At 66.9% G+C, this 16,647-nt stretch carries 22 protein-coding genes and 1 tRNA gene; 9 read left to right on the top strand and 14 right to left on the bottom strand.

From position 1 onward, the window contains the following. Positions 1 to 25: 25 nt before the first annotated feature. Positions 26 to 592, bottom strand: coding sequence for an alpha-ketoglutarate-dependent dioxygenase AlkB family protein (locus LQ564_RS15600; RefSeq protein WP_307729968.1), 567 nt, complete (start codon positions 590 to 592; stop codon positions 26 to 28). Positions 593 to 674: 82 nt separating this feature from the next. Between LQ564_RS15600 and LQ564_RS15605 the strand changes: the two genes are divergently transcribed. After that, a complete protein-coding gene (locus LQ564_RS15605; RefSeq protein WP_231059039.1) occupies positions 675 to 1,253 on the top strand; it encodes a putative pterin-binding protein in 579 nt (192 codons plus the stop codon). 13 nt (positions 1,254 to 1,266) lie between these two features. Here LQ564_RS15605 and LQ564_RS15610 read toward each other — a convergent pair whose 3' ends face one another. The 7 genes from LQ564_RS15610 to LQ564_RS15640 form a co-directional block, all read right to left on the bottom strand. Beyond that, positions 1,267 to 1,629, bottom strand: a complete 363-nt coding sequence (locus LQ564_RS15610) for a hypothetical protein (RefSeq protein WP_231059040.1) — start codon at positions 1,627 to 1,629, stop codon at positions 1,267 to 1,269. Positions 1,630 to 1,726: 97 nt separating this feature from the next. Continuing rightward, positions 1,727 to 2,104, bottom strand: coding sequence for an MAPEG family protein (locus LQ564_RS15615; protein ID WP_231059041.1), 378 nt, complete (start codon positions 2,102 to 2,104; stop codon positions 1,727 to 1,729). An 18-nt stretch (positions 2,105 to 2,122) separates the two neighbouring features. Beyond that, positions 2,123 to 2,950: a Rossmann-like and DUF2520 domain-containing protein gene (locus tag LQ564_RS15620; RefSeq protein WP_231059042.1), complete on the bottom strand. Its 828-nt coding sequence runs from the start codon at positions 2,948 to 2,950 to the stop codon at positions 2,123 to 2,125. A gap of 1 nt (position 2,951) precedes the next feature. Beyond that, positions 2,952 to 3,530 carry a DUF924 family protein gene (locus LQ564_RS15625; protein WP_231059043.1) on the bottom strand — a complete coding sequence of 193 codons (579 nt, stop codon included), beginning with the start codon at positions 3,528 to 3,530 and terminating at the stop codon, positions 2,952 to 2,954. Positions 3,531 to 3,563: 33 nt separating this feature from the next. After that, a complete protein-coding gene (locus LQ564_RS15630) occupies positions 3,564 to 4,316 on the bottom strand; it encodes an MgtC/SapB family protein (protein ID WP_231059044.1) in 753 nt (250 codons plus the stop codon). Further along, positions 4,313 to 4,579, bottom strand: coding sequence for a hypothetical protein (locus tag LQ564_RS15635; protein WP_231059045.1), 267 nt, complete (start codon positions 4,577 to 4,579; stop codon positions 4,313 to 4,315). The genes LQ564_RS15630 and LQ564_RS15635 overlap by 4 nt, the downstream gene beginning before the upstream one ends. 1 nt (position 4,580) lies before the next feature. Next, positions 4,581 to 6,398, bottom strand: coding sequence for an aminopeptidase P family protein (locus tag LQ564_RS15640; protein WP_231059046.1), 1,818 nt, complete (start codon positions 6,396 to 6,398; stop codon positions 4,581 to 4,583). A gap of 126 nt (positions 6,399 to 6,524) precedes the next feature. Between LQ564_RS15640 and LQ564_RS15645 the strand changes: the two genes are divergently transcribed. Together LQ564_RS15645 and LQ564_RS15650 are read left to right on the top strand one after the other, a co-directional pair. Beyond that, on the top strand, positions 6,525 to 6,872 hold the full coding sequence (locus tag LQ564_RS15645) for an MmcQ/YjbR family DNA-binding protein (RefSeq protein ID WP_231059047.1): 348 nt from the start codon (positions 6,525 to 6,527) through the stop codon (positions 6,870 to 6,872). 91 nt (positions 6,873 to 6,963) lie between these two features. Then, positions 6,964 to 7,587 (top strand): hypoxanthine-guanine phosphoribosyltransferase, encoded by a 624-nt coding sequence (locus LQ564_RS15650; protein ID WP_231059048.1) that lies wholly within the window; start codon positions 6,964 to 6,966, stop codon positions 7,585 to 7,587. 100 nt (positions 7,588 to 7,687) lie between these two features. Here the strand turns inward: LQ564_RS15650 and LQ564_RS15655 are convergent, their stop codons facing one another. From LQ564_RS15655 to LQ564_RS15670, 4 genes are all read right to left on the bottom strand, one after another. Next, entirely contained in the window at positions 7,688 to 8,638 is a 951-nt protein-coding gene (locus LQ564_RS15655) for an NAD(P)H-dependent flavin oxidoreductase (protein ID WP_231059049.1), read from the bottom strand. 85 nt (positions 8,639 to 8,723) lie between these two features. Continuing rightward, positions 8,724 to 9,635, bottom strand: a complete 912-nt coding sequence (locus tag LQ564_RS15660; RefSeq protein WP_231059050.1) for an MBL fold metallo-hydrolase — start codon at positions 9,633 to 9,635, stop codon at positions 8,724 to 8,726. 1 nt (position 9,636) lies between these two features. Then, positions 9,637 to 9,831 (bottom strand): DUF1289 domain-containing protein, encoded by a 195-nt coding sequence (locus LQ564_RS15665; RefSeq protein ID WP_231059051.1) that lies wholly within the window; start codon positions 9,829 to 9,831, stop codon positions 9,637 to 9,639. 7 nt (positions 9,832 to 9,838) lie between these two features. Beyond that, a complete protein-coding gene (locus LQ564_RS15670; RefSeq protein WP_371873504.1) occupies positions 9,839 to 11,308 on the bottom strand; it encodes a UbiA family prenyltransferase in 1,470 nt (489 codons plus the stop codon). A 173-nt stretch (positions 11,309 to 11,481) separates the two neighbouring features. Here LQ564_RS15670 and LQ564_RS15675 point away from each other — a divergent pair, with 173 nt between their 5' ends. Both LQ564_RS15675 and LQ564_RS15680 read left to right on the top strand, forming a co-directional pair. After that, positions 11,482 to 11,889 (top strand): ribbon-helix-helix domain-containing protein, encoded by a 408-nt coding sequence (locus tag LQ564_RS15675; protein WP_231059052.1) that lies wholly within the window; start codon positions 11,482 to 11,484, stop codon positions 11,887 to 11,889. Positions 11,890 to 11,900: 11 nt separating this feature from the next. Then, a complete protein-coding gene (locus tag LQ564_RS15680) occupies positions 11,901 to 12,974 on the top strand; it encodes an extracellular catalytic domain type 1 short-chain-length polyhydroxyalkanoate depolymerase (RefSeq protein ID WP_231059053.1) in 1,074 nt (357 codons plus the stop codon). Here LQ564_RS15680 and LQ564_RS15685 read toward each other — a convergent pair. After that, on the bottom strand, positions 12,958 to 13,149 hold the full coding sequence (locus tag LQ564_RS15685; protein WP_231059054.1) for a cysteine-rich CWC family protein: 192 nt from the start codon (positions 13,147 to 13,149) through the stop codon (positions 12,958 to 12,960). The two genes, LQ564_RS15680 and LQ564_RS15685, sit on opposite strands and share 17 nt — an antisense overlap. 122 nt (positions 13,150 to 13,271) lie before the next feature. Here LQ564_RS15685 and argB point away from each other — a divergent pair, with 122 nt between their 5' ends. Together argB and LQ564_RS15695 are read left to right on the top strand one after the other, a co-directional pair. Continuing rightward, positions 13,272 to 14,201 (top strand): acetylglutamate kinase, encoded by a 930-nt coding sequence (gene argB, locus LQ564_RS15690; RefSeq protein ID WP_231059055.1) that lies wholly within the window; start codon positions 13,272 to 13,274, stop codon positions 14,199 to 14,201. Positions 14,202 to 14,244: 43 nt separating this feature from the next. Beyond that, positions 14,245 to 14,319: transfer RNA gene (locus LQ564_RS15695), tRNA-Thr, on the top strand. A gap of 23 nt (positions 14,320 to 14,342) precedes the next feature. Here LQ564_RS15695 and LQ564_RS15700 read toward each other — a convergent pair. Then, positions 14,343 to 15,233, bottom strand: a complete 891-nt coding sequence (locus LQ564_RS15700) for a TraB/GumN family protein (RefSeq protein WP_231059056.1) — start codon at positions 15,231 to 15,233, stop codon at positions 14,343 to 14,345. Positions 15,234 to 15,275: 42 nt separating this feature from the next. Here LQ564_RS15700 and LQ564_RS15705 point away from each other — a divergent pair, with 42 nt between their 5' ends. Beyond that, a complete protein-coding gene (locus tag LQ564_RS15705) occupies positions 15,276 to 16,004 on the top strand; it encodes an HAD-IA family hydrolase (protein ID WP_231059057.1) in 729 nt (242 codons plus the stop codon). Positions 16,005 to 16,047: 43 nt separating this feature from the next. After that, on the top strand, positions 16,048 to 16,626 hold the full coding sequence (gene slmA / locus LQ564_RS15710) for a nucleoid occlusion factor SlmA (RefSeq protein ID WP_231059058.1): 579 nt from the start codon (positions 16,048 to 16,050) through the stop codon (positions 16,624 to 16,626). Positions 16,627 to 16,647 lie beyond the last annotated feature (21 nt).

Raw genomic sequence — 16,647 nt, forward strand, 5'->3', positions numbered from 1 at the left:
ATAGATACTGAAAAAAGCGAGCTGTTTAATAGATTTTGCGGAAAGTTAGGTTGATTCGTGCGCCTACCGGCTTGCTCGTCTTATTAATGCCATGCAACCAATGGTTCTGTAGCACACCGCCCATGAAAAGCAGACTGCCATCGCTCAGCGGCAATTTCACGCTCTCGCCGCCCGTCTTGTGGCGCAGGACGAAGATGCGCTCGGCGCCGAAACTGACCGAGGCGATCACGGGCTCGGCCCCCAGTTCCGGCTCGTCGTCACTGTGCATGCCCATGCTGTCGCGGCCATCGCGGTAATAGTTCAGCAGCACGCTGTTGTACTCCCGCCCGGTAGCTAGCTGGGCGGCGTGGCGGATGGTGTCGAGCAAGGGCGTGAACGGCAGCGGCGCCAGGGTCAGGCCGGAATAGCGGTAAGCCTTGTCACCATGCCAGGCGCTCAGGCGCGGCTGCAGATGGCGCTTGCCGTAGACCACGATGCTGTCCTGGCGCCACGCGGTTTCCTCGACCAGGCGCGCCAGCACTTCCGCGTTCGACAGTGGCAGCGGCAGCTGTGCCAGCCAGCCGAGCTCGCCATCGCGGATCGGCATCGGCATCAGGGCAGTGCTTGAAGAAAATAAGTCCATTTTGCAAGTTTCATCGCTAAGATGACGGCTTCGCCATCGACCCTATTTTCTCATGGACAAACGTCACTTCCTGGGCGCCGCCCTGGCTGCCGGCAGCATGCCAAGCCTGGCCGCGCCGCCGCCGCGCGCGCCGAGCGGTCCGGTCCTGCTGACGATCAGCGGCGGGATTCGGCGCAGCAACCGCGGCGCCCTGGATCCGGCGCTCGACCAGATGATGGTCAAGCACAAGCTGGAATTTACGCGCGCGTTCGCGCTGGACTTCTCGATGGTGGCGGCATTGCCGGCGCGGACCATCGAGCCGACCCTGGAATATGACGGCAAGCCGCACACCCTGCGCGGCCCGCTGCTGGCGGACGTGCTGGCGCTGGCCGGCGCCCAGCCGGCGGACACGGCCAAGGTGGTGCTGCGCGCGGTGGACGGTTATGCGGCCGCGATCCCGATGGCGCAGGCGCGGATGTGGAAGATGATCGTGGCGACGCACCTGGACGGCCGTCCGATGGCGCTCGGCGGGCTTGGTCTCTTATGGGCGGTCTACGATGCGGACCGCGTGCCGGAGATGGCGGCGCGGCCGATCAAGGAACGTTTCGGCGCCTGCCCCTGGGCCCTGTACCACATCGAGGTACAGGCCTGAGGCGAAGGCAGAATCAAGCGTAGGCTTCGGCCAGGCTCATCACGCGCGGCGTGACGGCGACGCCGACGTTGCCGAACAGGGATTCGATCGCGGCCAGGTTGGCGCTGCACTCGTCGGCCTTCCAGCCGTTGAAGAGGTCGGTGCCGTCCTTCTGGAAGTGCAGGTCCAGCACCTTGCCCTTGTCCTTGTGGACATAGTTCTGCTGATGGGTATTCTTGAAGCCCAGCTCGGCCAGGCCCAGCAGGACGGTCTGCGGCGGATTGTCCGGGTCGGTCGCCAGGAACACGCCGAAGGTCTTGCCGGGCGGTTTCGCGGCGACGTCCACTTCATAGATGCCGGGGGCCTTGGTGACGCTGGTGCTCTTCAGGAACAGCATGGTTTTTCCTTATCCGTATGGCGGTTGCTAGTCTAGCTCGTCTCCAAGCTTATTGCCATGCAGGAACTTTGTCACCCTTTGTCTTTACTTTTTTGGTTTATGTCAGCAAGAGACCAAAAATAGTGCCGCAAATTAACAACGCACAGGCGACCATCCCGGTGATGAAGCCGATTTCACGGTGCGCCGGGTCGCGGTAGTAACCGAGCGCATAGGCGATGCGGCCCAGGCACCACAGCATGCCGCCCGCCGCCGCCCACACGTCGCCCAGAAAATAGGCGCACATCCACAAGGGCACCAGCACCAGGGGCAGCTGCTCCAGGGTGTTGGCCTGCACGCGCTGGCTGCGCTGGAAGGCTTCCGGCCCCTCCATCGAGGGCGCCGGAATGTTGTGGCGGATGCGGGAACGGCCGGCGTTCACGCCGGTCCAGAAATAGACGCCGAGTGCGGCCAGGGTGGCCCAGGCGGTGAAGAACATCGATACTCCTTGAATAGGTCAAACCTCGCGTTTGCGGCGCGCCAAGTCGGCGGTCGGCGCCACCAGCGCCTCGTACAGGCTGCCGGTGTCGGCATCCCAGCGCGTCACCGCTTCCTGCTGGCGCGCCACGGTGGCGAAGTCGCCGCGCGCCACCGGGCCGCTGAGGGCCGCTTCGGGCCCGATGCGGAACACGTTGGCGAGGGCTTCGGTGGCAAGCGGGCGCGCCAGCTCGCGCGCGACGCTCGCCGGCACGCCGGCCGCGGCATAGGCGCGCAGCGCGGCGTCCAGCACCGTCACCAGGTAGTTGGAGGCGAACACCGCGGCCGCGTGATAAACCGTCTTGGCGGCGGGGTCGATGCGCACCAGCTGCGCGCCGATCGCCGCGAAGACCGGTTCCAGCACCGCCAGCGCCTCGGGATCGCCCTCGACGCCGCACCAGGTGCCGGCAAACGCGTCGGCCACGGCCTGCGGATCGGCAAAGCTGCGCACCGGGTGCACGCTCGCCACAAACGCGCCGGCGGCGCGCGCCGCAGCCAGTTCGCCCGACGCCTTGGCGCCGCTGCAGTGGAACACGACGCTGCCGGCGAGCGGCCGGCTGGCGGCCAGCGCCGCGCAGGCCGGGCCGATGGCGTCGTCGCCGACCGCCAGCATCCACACCTGCGCAGGGCGCATTCCTTCGATGCCGCCGCAAGCGTCGCCGGCGCCGATGAAGGCGATGGCGTCAAGCGCGCTGTCCGGGCTGCGGGTCAGGACATCCTGGACGGTGAAGGCGCCGTGCGCCGCGAACAGCCGCCCCAGCGTGCGGCCGACGTGGCCGGCGCCGACCAGGTTCAATAACGGCGCCACCTCAGAAGCTGGAGCCGGGCAGTTCCAGGAAGGCCAGCTCTTCCGGCGAGGAAGCGCGGCCCAGGATGGCGTTCCGGTGCGGGAAGCGCCCGAAGCGCGCGATCACGCCGCGGTGGCGGTGCGCGTAGTCGAGCGCCTCGTTGAAGCCCTCGTGTTCCTGCGCCAGCGCGGTGAACAGGGTCACGGCCTGTTCCTGCATGCGCGCGTCCTCGGCGTGCTCGAAGGGCATGTAGACGAACTGGCGCTCCACCGGGTTCAAGGACAGGTGGGCGCCGGAATCGACCAGCTGGCGCGCCGCGCCCAGCGCCAGCGCATCGCCGCCGAAGGATTCCGGCTGGTTGCGGAAGGCGTTGCGGGTGAACTGGTCCAGCACCAGCAGGCGCGCCAGGGTGCCGCGCGGGCCGATCTCGTCCCACTCGCGCAGGCCGCCGGCCATGGCCTGGTGGATCAGGGCGCCGAAGCGCTCGCGGATCTGCGCGTCGAAGGCATCGTCCTTCTTGAACCATTCGATGCGCTGCTTACCGTGGCCTTCGCTGCCCTCCGGCAGGAACCAGAAATCGAGTACGTCTTGTGCTTGCATGGGTCGATCCCGTTTTGAAAAGCGTTGTTGTTCTTAGTTGCGTGCGTGGGACAGCTGGAAGGCTTCCAGTCCCTCGAAAGCGGCCAGTTCGTCGGCCAGTTCGGACAGCGGCGCCCCGCTCTTCCTGGACAGCGCCAGCGCCACGAAGCGCCATTCCTGGCGCCCTTCGTCGCTGCTGATGGTGAGCGAGCTGCCGGCGATCTCGTAGCCGCGCTCGAGCGCCGCGGCGCGCAGCACGTCCTCGCGCGGCATCACCTGCGGCTTGAAACGCATCCGCACCGCCACCGCGTGGCGCGACGGCAGGAAGGATTCCAACCGGTTCAGGTAGATCATGATCATCCCCGAAAAGAAGGCCAGTCCCATCGCCGCCAGATAGAAGCCGACGCCGACCAGGATGCCGATCGCGGACGAGGCCCAGATCGAGGCGGCCGTGGTGAGACCGCTGATGTTGAAGCCTTCGCGCATGATGACGCCGGCGCCAAGGAAGCCGATGCCGGTCACCACGCCCTGGATGATGCGGGTTGGGTCGACCGGCGCCAGCACGCCGCCATGGCCGCCGTACCAGAAGTCCGGATAGCCGGCCAGGATCGTCAGCGCCGCCGAGGCCATGCACACCAGCCCGTAGGTACGCATGCCGGCCGCACGCCCGTGGTAGGCACGCTCGTAGCCGACCAAGAGGCCCAGCGCCAGCGCGCCGGCCAGGTGCGCCAGGATCAGCGCATTCGCGTAGATCCCGCGCTCGGACCAGTAGGCCGCGATCAGGTCGGCCGGCAGTGCGTGGTTCATACGCCGGGCTTCTTGCGCACCAGCTGCTTCTCGAACTCGACGTCGTTCTTGCTGATGCGCTTGACCTCCTGCGGACCGAGGCCGTTCACGAAGGCCACGAAATCATCCAGCTCGAGCGGCGCGTTCAGCGCCGGCGCGCCGGGCGACTCGGCAAGGAAGAACAGGCCGTCGCCGGTGCGCGCCATCGAATAGCCGGCATTGCCGGTGCGGCGCTTGAGGCGGTCGACCGCGGCGCTGGCGCGGGTGGAACGGGAGCTGGCCATATCAGATCGCCTCCGTGCGCTTGAAGAGCCAGTCGCGCGCCGCGCCTTCCACCAGCGGTTCGAGGCGCGCGCGCACGGTGGCGTGGTAGGCGTTCAGCCACGCGATTTCGTCCTCGCGCAGCAGCTCGCGCACCAGGGGACGGGTATCGATCGGGCACAGGGTCAGCGTCTCGAAGCCCAGGTACTCGCCGAACTCGGTCGTGTCCACTAACTGGTTGTACACCAGGTTCTCGATGCGGATGCCCCAGCGTCCCGGGCGGTAGATGCCCGGCTCGATCGAGGTGATCATGCCCGGCTCCATCGCCGTGTGCGGCTCCGGCGGCACGGCGGGAGAAATCGTCTGCGGGCCTTCGTGCACGTTCAGGAAGTAGCCGACGCCGTGGCCGGTGCCGTGGCCGTAGTCGATGCCGGCGGCCCAGATCGGAGCGCGCGCGATCGCGTCCAGCAGCGGCGCGCGGGTGCCGCGCGGGAAGCGGGTGGCGGAGAGGTTGATCATCCCTTTCAGCACCAGGGTGTAGTCGCGCCGCTGCGCTTCCGACGGCGTGCCGACCGGGATCACGCGCGTGATGTCGGTGGTGCCGCCCAGGTACTGGCCGCCCGAGTCGATCAGCAGCAGGCCGTCGCCTTCGATGGTGGCACACGTCTCTTGCGCGGCGCGGTAGTGCATGATCGCGCCGTTGGCATTGAAGCCGGCGATGGTCGAGAAGCTCGGGCTGATGAAGTCCGGACGGCGCGCACGTGCGGCCGTGATGTGGGTGTCGATCGCCACTTCGTCCAATGGCGCGCGGCCTGGATTGGCCAGCTCGGCTTCCAGCCACGCGAAGAATGCGCACAGCGCCGCGCCGTCCTGTTCCATCGCGGCGCGCACGTTGACGGCTTCGCTCTCGAGCTTCTTCGACTTGGCGAAGGTGGTCGGGTTGATCGCCTCGACCACGTTGACGCCCTGCGCGACCGCGGCGCGCATGCCGGCGGTGACGCGGCGCGGGTCGAGCAGCAGGGTCGCGCCGTCCGGCAGCGCACTCAGGGCGGTGGCGGCGTTGGCATATGGCGCCAGGTGCACGCCGTCCGCTTCCAGGCGCGCGCCCACGTCCGCCGGCACCTTGCCTTCGCCGACGAACAGGGTCGCATCGGCGCGGCCCAGCAGCGCATGCGCCAGGAACACCGGGTTGAAGCTGACGTCGGCGCCGCGCAGGTTGAAGAGATAAGCGATGTCGTCCAGGGTCGAAATGAAATGGTAGCCGGCGCCATGCTGCTCCATCGCGGCGCGGGTGGCGGCCAGCTTGTCGGCGCGGCTGCTGGTCGCATACGGCGGCAGGTGTTCGAACACGGCGTCGCCCGGCAGCGCGGGGCGCTCGCGCCAGACTTCGTCGAGCAGGTCGACATCGAGGCGCAGGCGGATGTTCTTCGCCGCCAGCGCATCCTGCAGCAGGCGCGCGCCGGCCAGGCCCAGCACGCGCGCATCGACCGCCACGGTCTGGCCGGCGGACAGGTTCGCCGCCAGCCATTCCACGTGCAGCTGGCTGGCCGCGCCCGGGATCTTCATCAGCGCGATCTCGCTGCCCGCCAGCTCGGTCTCGGCCTGGGTCCAGTAGCGGCCATCGGTCCAGACGCCCGCGAAGTTCGCGGTGGCGATGAAGGTGCCGACCGAGCCGGTGAAATCGGACAGCCATTCGCGTCCCTTCCAGTGGCCGGGCAGGTATTCCGACAGGTGCGGGTCGCTCGACGGCACGATGTAGGCGTCGATGCCGGCGCCCGCCATGGCGGCGCGGAGCGTGGCGAGCCGCTGGCTGCGGGCTTGTTCGAATTCTGGGGAGGACATGGCGTGGTGTTCCGTTGTTTTGCAAGCCACATATGATACGCCGCAATGCCGCGACGTGGCGCGTCGGCATATTGCGCCAGGACATCATCCGCTACAATGTCCCAAAGAAAAAACGAGGAGACCAGCATGGATTTCGAAGCGGCCAAGGACGTGTGCCGCAGCCTGCCCGGCTGCACCGAAGATACCAAGTGGGACAACGACACCGTGTTCTCGGTGGGCGGCAAGATGTTCGCCATCACCAACAAGGAGGCGCCGGCGCTGGGCTTCAGCTTCAAGGTCGACGACGAGCGCTTCCTGGAGCTCACCGACCGTCCCGGCATCATTCCGGCGCCCTACCTGGCGCGCGCCAAATGGGTGTACGTGAACGGCGAGGCGCAGCTCGACGACGCCGAGCTGGCCGCCCTGCTGCGCCGCTCCCATGAGCTGGTATTCGCCAAGCTCACCCGCAAGCTGCAACGCGAGATCGCGGATTGATTCGCGCAGGTTGATTCCAAGCGGAACACCCCTGTGCCCGTGCCAGGCGCATAATCGCCTGCGATTCCTTCAGACCTGAACCAAAGTGACCATGCAAGACTACCACCACGACCGCGCCCGCGCCCTGCTGGCCAACGCCACCCAGATCGTCACCCCCGAAGAAGTGCAGGCCGCCGTCCAGCGCGTCGCCGAGCAGCTCAACACCCGCTTCGGCGCCGAGAAATCCTTCCCGCTGGTGCTGGGCGTGATGGGCGGCGCCGTCGTCTTCACCGGCAACCTGCTGCCCCAGCTCGACTTCCCGCTCGAATTCGACTACATCCACGTCAGCCGCTACGGCGACGCCGACCGCGGCGGCCAGATCGTGTGGAAGGTCATCCCGCGCCAGGACGTCACCGGCCGCATCATCGTGGTGGTCGACGACATCCTCGACGAAGGCGAGACCCTGGCCCACGTGAAGCAGCGCCTGCTCGACATGGGCGCGGCCGAAGTCGTGATCGCGGTGTTCGCGGACAAGGATCTGAAGCGCGCCAAGCCGATCAAGGCGGACCTGGTCGGGCTCACCTTGCCGAACGAGTTCGTGGTGGGCTTCGGGATGGATGTGTACAACTACTGGCGCAATCTGCCGGGGCTATGGTCGATCAGCCAGGCCGATTTGAGCGCGGCCGAGCCGCCGCCGGCGTTCCCGGTTCCAGACGCGAAGCGCCTGGACGAATGATGTTCGTAGGTGGGCGGTCCTCCGCCCACGCGTTCAACTCCCGGATGCGCAGTAGCGGCTCACAAGAAATTTGAACGCGCGGACGGGAGACGCGTCCACCCTACAAAAGACGGGCACGGGCCGCGGTGTACTCCGCCTTCAGACGTTCGACCATCTCCGCCACCGTCGGCACGTCGTCCATCAAACCCACGCCCTGCCCCGCGCCCCAGATGTCGCGCCAGGCCTTGGCGCTGCCCGACCCGAAACTCATCTTGCTCTTGTCCGATTCCGGCAGGTTGTCCGGATCCAGCCCCGCCGCGACGATCGACTTCTTGAGGTAGTTGCCGTGCACGCCGGTGAACAGGTTGGTGTACACCACGTCCGCCGCGCTCGAATCGACGATGGCGTCGCGGTAGGCGTCGCTGACGTTCGATTCCCTGGTCGCCAGCCAGCGCGAGCCGATGTAGGCGAAGTCGGCGCCCATGGCCTGGGCGGCCAGGATGGCGTCGCCGGTCGCGATCGCTCCGGACAGCGCGATCGGGCCCTTGAAGAACTTGCGCACCTCGCCCACCAGCGCGAACGGCGACAGCGCGCCCGCATGGCCGCCGGCGCCGGCCGCCACCAGGATCAGGCCATCGACGCCCGCCTCCAATGCCTTTTCCGCGTGGCGGATCGAGACCACGTCGTGCAGCACGATGCCGCCATAGGCGTGCACCGCGTCCAGCATCTCCTTCGGCGGCGCGCGCAGCGAGGAGATGATGATCGGCACCTGGTGCTTCACGCAGACCTCGACGTCGTGCGCCAGGCGGTCGTTCGACTGGTGCACGATCTGGTTCACCGCGATCGGCCCGACCTTCTTGCCCGGATTGGCGGCTGCGTAGTCGGCCAGTTCGGCCTGCAGGTCGGTCAGCCAGGTGTCGAGCAGCTCGGCCGGGCGCGCGTTCAGGGCCGGGAAGGAACCGACGATGCCGGCCTTGCACTGGGCCGCGACCAGGGCGGGACCGCTGGCGATGAACATCGGCGAAGCGATGACGGGAAGGGTCAGGTCTTGCAACACGGGTGGCAGCGTCATGGAAGGCTCTCGGGTTGTCGGTTGGTCAAATGGGCTCCGGCCATTATAGCCCTGAAAAAAGAACGATCGTGCTAGATTTTCCCCTCTAAATGTCGATCAGTTGCCCTTCCTCGACACGGGCGGCGCCGGCGCGCACCAGGGCGGCGCCGGCCCACTGCGCCAGCTCCCCGGCGCTCCGGCCCAGATAGTGAGTACGCACTCGCTCGACCAGCGGGATCGACCCCAGCAACTCCGGCAAGGCCTCCAGCGCCAGCGCGCGCCGCTCCAGCAGCAGGAACTTGAGCAGCACCTTGACCGCATTCTCGGCATTGCGCACCGGGTCGCCGCTCAGGTAAGCGAGCCGCCCGCGCGCCCGCGTCAATGCGCCGGCCACGTCGTCGAACAGCGGGCCATGGCCGGGAATCACGATGCGCGCGTCGAGCGTGGCGATCAGGTCCAGCGTCGCGCCGACCTCCGCGAAACCCGGCTCGCCCGCCAGCTCCGGAAAGATCACGCCGAAGCCGTTTTCCCACAGCGCGTCGCCCGACATCAGCACACCCTCGTCGGCGCAGAACAGCAGCAGCGCATGCGGGTCGTGGCCGGGCGCCGCCAGTACCTGCCAGCGCAGGCCGCCCAGCTCCAGCACGTCGCCCGGCGCCAGCGTGGCGTCGAAGGTAAAGCGCGCGCACTGCTGGCCGGTGGCGCGGTAGCTGAGCGCCTCCTCGTCCCAGGCCGCGACCTTGTCGGCTTCCAGCACGGGAATCGCGGTATGGCAGCCGTAGCTCGCCTGCAGCAGCGCGTTGCCGCCGCAGTGGTCGGAATGCAGGTGGGTGTTGAGCAGGCGGTCCAGCGGGCGGCCCTGCAGGGCATGGCGCAGCAGCGCCAGCGTCTGCGGCGCATGCGTCAGGTAGCCGCTGTCGACCAGCGCCGTGTCATGCGGCCCGGTGAACAGCACATTGTTGGACGACAGCCAGCCGCGCTCGAAGACCTGCATGGAAGCGGGCAGCCGGGTCGTCATCTCAGCCCCAGTCGATCTCGGCTTCGCGGCGGCGGATCTCGGCCCACACGGCGCGCTTGTAGTCGTCGCCGGACTTGCTCCAGGCGATGATCTCCTCGATGGTGCGCATGCAACCCTGGCACAGGCCGGTCTCGGGGACCATCCGGCAGACGTTGATGCAGGGCGAGGGAACGGGGGTTTGCTCTTCGGGATTCATGAACGGTTCAGGTAACGGGGAGGCCGAAAAAATAGGCGCACAGGGCGACGCCGACCATGGCCACGACGACCGCGCGGCTGCCGCGGTCCTTCAGCGCATACAGTACCGGATCGTCGTCCATCTCGCCGCGCGCGGTCTTGATCCACAGGCGCCCCAGCCAGTAGATCATCAGGGCCACCAGGCCCCACAGCAGGTCCGGGCTGGCGTAGCGCTCGCGCGTCTCGGGCGCATTGATGAAGAGGCCGAGCACCACCACTGCGCACAGGGCCGAGGCCAGGCCCATCGGCCACAGCACCGCCAGGTCGACCACGCGGTAGTCGCGCCCGTGCGCGCTGGCCTGGCCGCGCGCCTGCAGCAGCTGCAGCTCGGCGCAGCGCTTCACCAGCGCCAGGCTGAGGAAGAGGAACAGCGAGAAGGCCAGCAGCCAGGAGCTGGTGTGGATGCCGACCGCCACCGAACCGGTGACGATGCGCATCGTGTACAGGAGCGAGAGCACCAAGACGTCGACCAGTACCCGCTCCTTGAGGAACCAGGAATAGGCCGTGGTCAGCACCACGTAGGCCAGCAGCATGGCGGCGAAGGCCGGTTTTACCACGAAGGCGAGCGCAAAGCTTAGTCCCAGCAACAGCACGGCCGCCGCCACGCCCGAGGTCACCGGCAGCACGCCGCTGGCGAAGGGACGCAGGCGCTTGCGCGGGTGCCTGCGGTCGTTGCCGAGGTCCCACAGGTCGTTCGCGATATAGGTGCTCGAGGCCGCGACCGAAAAACACAAAAAGGCGAGCGCCATGGTGGCCAGGTCGGCGGGCAGGAAGGAAAACGCGGTGAGCAGGGGCACGAACAGCAGCAGGTTCTTGGCCCACTGGTGCATGCGCAGCGCCTTGCGCCACACCGCCGGGCCGGCAGCCGGCCGCGCGAATTCGCGTTCGACCGGATGGCGTGCGCGCACGCTGCGCGCCACGCTATCCGAGGCCCCCACCAGCACGGCGGCCTGCGCCCCTTCCCACACCGGCAGGTCGGCCGCGCTGTCGCCGGCGTAGGCGAAGGCCGGTCCGACTTCGGCGCGGATCGCCGCCAGCTTGTTCGCGCCCTTCAGGTTGCGCGTGTCGTCGGTGGCCAGCACGCGGTCGAACAGCTGCAAGTGGCCGGCTACGCCCTCGGCGATCGAACGGTGCGCGGCGGTGGCCAGCACCAGCTCGCGTCCGCCGGCGCGCTCCTGGCGCAGCCAGTCGAGCAGGTCGTCGCGCCAGGGCAGCTCTTCCGGGTCGATGCCGACGCGGCGCGCGATCTCGCTCTTCATGACTTCGCGTCCGCGCAACAGCCAGAACGGCAGCTTGCACAGGGCGAGCGGCCGGCGCTTGGCCAGCAGCAGCACGGATTCGACCAGGGTGTCGGTCGGCGTCAGGGTGCCGTCGAGGTCGACCACCAGCGGCAGGGTGGTCGAGGACGGGGCGCGCATGGCCTGTTGGAAGTCCGGCATGGAGAACTCGGCGTCGGTCGGGTTGAGGAAAACACAAGCCAGCATTATCGCCGATCGGCGCGGCCCGGCGCGGATTCGGTTGGATTCCGCTTGACCTGCTGAATGGAGAGCGTACACTCCATGCACCATCCACGTGGATGGTGAAAGCGTGGCGTAAGGAAGTGGACGGCATCATGAAACCAGAACTCGTACGGCCGGCGGATTCGGAAAAGATCACGATCAACCTGGGTCCGATCGACCTCGGCCAGATCGACCTGTTGGTGAGCGAAGGGTTCTATGCGAACCGCTCGGACCTGATCCGCACCGCCATCCGCAACCAGCTGCAGGCGCATGCGGAAGTGGTGCGCCAGACCGTGGCGCGGCGCAGCCTGGTGCTGGGCATGCACCATTACACCCGCGCCGACCTCGAACGGGCGCGCGAAGCCGGCGAGCGGCTGCAGATCCAGGTGCTCGGCATGGCCAGCATCGCCCACGACGTGCCGGCCGAGCTGGCGCTGGAGACCATCGAATCGATCGTCGTCCTCGGTGCCCTGCATGCGAGCAGCGCCGTCAAGACCGCCCTGGCGGACCGTATCCGCTGAAAGGAAACACCATGAAGATGAACATGCACCTGCTGGCGCAAATGCGCAAGGCCACCCGCAAGCTGCTCAAGCAGACGCCGGTCGATACCACCGCCATCGTGCAGGAAGCGATGAAGCAGGCCGCGGCCTTCCAGCGCGGCGGCCTGCCCAATGTGCACGCGAAGGCGGCGCCCGACATGCTGGCCGAGCTCCAGCGCAGCATGGACGCCATGCGCGGCGGCCCGGGCGCGCAGCAGGACCAGCCCGCGCCCTGGCCCGGCAGCTTCACCGAGGGCAGCCACACCACCTCGGCCGGCACCCGCCAGTACAAGCTCTACGTGCCGAGCACGTATGAGGAGAATGGCATCGCGGCCCCGCTGATCGTGATGCTGCACGGCTGCACCCAGGACCCGGACGACTTCGCCCACGGCACCGGCATGAACGCGCTGGCCGAGGAGACCGGCTGCCTGGTGGTGTATCCGGCGCAGTCGCAGGCCGCCAATCCTTCGCGCTGCTGGAACTGGTTCAACGAAGCGGACCAGCAGCGCGGCCAGGGCGAACCGGCGATCATCGCCGGCATCACCCGCGCCGTCATGGAAACCCACGCGGTCGATTCGCGCCAGGTGTACGTGGCCGGTCTGTCGGCCGGCGGCGCGATGGCCATCATCATGGGCACCCTGTACCCGGAGCTGTACGCCGCGGTGGGCGTGCATTCGGGCCTGCCGTTCGCCTCGGCGAGCGACCTGCCCTCGGCGCTGGCGGCAATGAAAGGCGAGTTCCGGCGCAGCCAGGCGCCTGGCCGCAGCCTGCCGATCATCGTGTTCCACGGCGACCGCGACACTACCGTGCACCCCGCCAATGGCGAGGAACTGGTGGCGCGCGGCCGCGCGCGCCGCACCGCGGTGGAACCGGGCCAGGTGCCGAACGGCCACGCCTTCACGCGCACCACCCACCACCACGACGACGGCAGCGTGCATGCGGAGCACTGGGTGATCCACGGGGCCGGCCACGCCTGGTCGGGCGGGAATGCGCGCGGCAGCTACACGGATGGGAAGGGGCCGGATGCGAGCCGGGAGATGCTGCGCTTCTTCAAGACCCAGCGTTGACGGGTTCGATGGGATGGGCGGCGATGTGGGCGCGCAGGCAAGCCGGGCACCAGCAGCCGGCCGCCTCCTGCGGCACCGGCACGGCAGGCGGCAAGGCCGTGCACCAGCACGGCTCCGAACTGCCCTCGACCATTGCGCAGCTGAACTCGGCGCCGCAACGCGTACAAACGCTCACCCTCTCCCCCTCTGTTCCGATAAGTAGCCATCAGGCCAATAAAATACAACAAGACGCCATATAATCAGCACAAGTACTACCCTGTTGCCTTAAAATCTTGCGACATTTATTTTGGACCCCTCATGAACGCTACTCTTGCCAGCCTGAATCCCGACGACCAGCCCAACGATCTGACCAAAGTATCGCCGCAGATCAAGGCACAGATCCTGGCCGAGGCGCTCCCCTACATCCGTAATTTCCACGGCAAGACCATCGTCATCAAGTACGGCGGCAATGCCATGACCGACGAACGCCTGAAGCACGGCTTCGCGCGCGACGTCATCCTGCTGAAACTGGTGGGCATGAATCCGGTCGTGGTGCACGGCGGCGGTCCGCAGATCGACAATGCGCTGAAAAAAATCGGCAAGCAGGGCACCTTCGTGCAGGGCATGCGCATCACCGACGAAGAGACCATGGAAGTGGTCGAGTGGGTGCTGGGCGGCGAGGTCCAGCAGGACATCGTGATGCTGATTAACCACTACGGCGGCCAGGCCGTGGGCCTGACCGGCAAGGACGGCGGCCTGATCCGCGCGCGCCGCATGGCGATGCCGGACAAGGAAAAGCCGGGCGAATTCCTCGACATCGGCTTCGTCGGCGAAATCGAGGCGATCAACCCGGCGGTGGTGAAGGCGCTGCAGGACGATGCCTTCATCCCGATCATCTCGCCGATCGGCTTCGGCCAGGACGGCCAGGCCTACAACATCAACGCCGACGTCGTCGCCGGCAAGATCGCGGAAATCCTGAAGGCCGAGAAGCTGATCATGATGACCAATATCGCCGGCGTGCAGGACAAGCAGGGCAATCTGGTGACCGACCTGTCGGCGCGCGAGATCGACGAGATGTTCGAAGACGGCACGATTTCGGGCGGCATGCTGCCGAAAATCTCGTCGGCGCTGGACGCGGCGAAGTCGGGCGTCAATACGGTCCACATCATCGATGGCCGCATCGAGCACAGTTTGTTGCTGGAAGTCTTGACCGAACAGGCTTTTGGCACTATGATCCGGTCTCACTAAATTTTTTGTGGCGGAAATAACCGCCACGAAAATTGACCTGAATGCCCTTGTAGCTCAGTGGTAGAGCACTCCCTTGGTAAGGGAGAGGCCACGTGTTCAATCCACGTCAAGGGCACCACTCCCCTCCTGCAGTAAATCTCCCTAGTACACCCGCTCCACCTTCACGCCGCGCTTGCGCAGCAGTTCCGGCACGCCGTTCTTGCCGACCAGGTGCAGCAGCCCCACCGCCACCACCGCATTGTTTTCGCGCGCGACCAGCGAGACGATCTTGTCCGCCATCGGCCCATTGCGTTCGACCATCAACACCTCGCGGGTGAACTTGCCCCCGACGGTGTTGTCTTCTTCGAGACGCTTGGCGACCCGCTCCAGCGCCGCCTGGTCCGCGCTTTCATAGGCCGCGAACAGTTCTCGCGCCTCGCGCGTGTGGCGGCCCGACTCCATGTCGGCCAGCGTGTCTTCCAGCATCGTCCATTGGTCGTCGACAGGCATGCGGTTGAACAGCCCGATCTGGTAATCCATCGATTCGAGCTCGATGACGCGGGTCTTGCCGCTGCTCTTCGCCAGGCTGGCCAGGTGGGCGTCGACACCCAGCTTCGGGTCGTAGCCGAGTTTCGCGGCGTCGACCATCGCCAGCGTCACGACCAGCAGCCAGGGCTTCATCTGGCCCACCGCGGCCGGCTCGATGCCCTGCTTCCTGAGCGAGGTCTCCAGGCGCTGGCGGCGTGCCTCCGGCAAGCCGGGCAAGCCCTCGGCGGCGGTCGGGAACATGGCGTGCTTCATGATGATGGCGCCCATCGCCGCCGGGTCGGCGTTCGAGTCGAGTTCCAGCGCCAGGGTCGGCGCGGCGCCCATCGCGGCGCCGATGCGCGGCTCGAGCGGATAGAAATCGGGACGCCCGGCATGCACGGTGCCGTAGAGGTGGAGGACGTTGGCGCCGCTGCTGACCTTGAACAGGGCCCCGCGCTCGGCGGCCAGGGCCTGGAATGCCATCAGGAAGAGGCTGAAGAACACTACTATAATCGGACGTCGCATTGTCTTTCTCCTTGTTGTTTCGAAGTAAATTGTCCGCAGTAAATGCAAAATATTACGCTCGCCAATCCCGTCTGGCTATTCGACCTGGATAACACCCTGCATGACGCATCTCATGCGATTTTTCCAGCGATCAGCGCGAACATGAACACCTATATCGCGCGGGTCCTGGGCGATGGAGTCAATCCAGCCAGCCAGGAAGCCGTCGACGCCGCGCGCCTGGGCTACTGGAAGCGCTACGGCGCCACCCTGCTCGGCATGATCCGCCACCATGGCGTCTGCAGCAAAGACTTCCTGCACCAGACCCACGACCTCGGCGCGCTGGACAAGCTGGTGCGCTTCGAGAAGGGCCTGGCCACCCTGCTGCGGCGCCTGCCGGGCCGCAAGATCCTGCTGACCAATGCGCCGACGCGGTATTCGCTTGAGGTGATGCGCCACCTGGGCTTGTCGCGCCATTTCTCGCACCACGTGGCGATCGAGCACATGCACGTGCACGGGCAGCTGCGTCCCAAGCCGTCCGCCCTGATGCTGCGCCGCCTGCTGCGCAAGCACGGCGTGGCGGCGCAGCGCTGCATCCTGGTCGAGGACACCTTGGCCAACCTGAAGAGCGCGAGCCGGCTTGGCCTGCGCACGGTCTGGGTGACGCAGTACCTGCGCATGAGCGATCCGATCGGTCGTGCCCCCTTGCCGAGGACCCTGAAACGCCCCCGCTACGTCGATGTCAAAGTAAAATCCGTGCGACAGTTGCCCGCGCGCATGCATCGTCTGCGCTGAGGCATAAAAAAATATCGATAACACTCCAAAAACTAGGGATCACATGGCAAGCACCAAGCCTGGTCAGCGCAAGCTGCAAATCCTCCAGGCCCTGGCCTCGATGCTCGAGCAGCCCAAGGGCGAGAAGATCACCACGGCCGCCCTTGCGGCGCGCCTGTCGGTGTCGGAAGCGGCCCTGTACCGCCATTTCGCCAGCAAGGCGCAGATGTACGAGGGCCTGATCGAGTTCATCGAGGCCAGCGTCTTCGGCCTGATCAACCAGATCGCCGAGCGCGAGGAGCGCGGTGTCGACCAGGCGCACGCGATCCTGCAGATGCTGCTCGGCTTCGCCGCCAGCAATCCGGGCATGACCCGGGTCCTGATCGGCGACGCCCTGGTCGGCGAAGACGAGCGCCTGCAGTCGCGCATGAACGGCTTCTACGACCGCATCGAGATGGCCTGCCGCCAGGCGCTGCGGGTGGCCGTCAGCCAGGGCCACGGGATCGAGGACGACGTCGCGGCGCGCGCCAGCCTGCTGGTCAGCTACGTGACCGGACGCTGGCACCGCTTCGCCAAGAGCGGCTTCAAGCACAACCCGGCCGAAGGCACGGCCGTGCAGCTCTCGCTGCTGCTGGCCGCATAAAGGTTTTTTTCAGGCCGCATC

Origin of the sequence: Massilia phyllostachyos, assembly GCF_021044825.1 — a bacterium.
Lineage (GTDB): Bacteria > Pseudomonadota > Gammaproteobacteria > Burkholderiales > Burkholderiaceae_D > Telluria > Telluria phyllostachyos.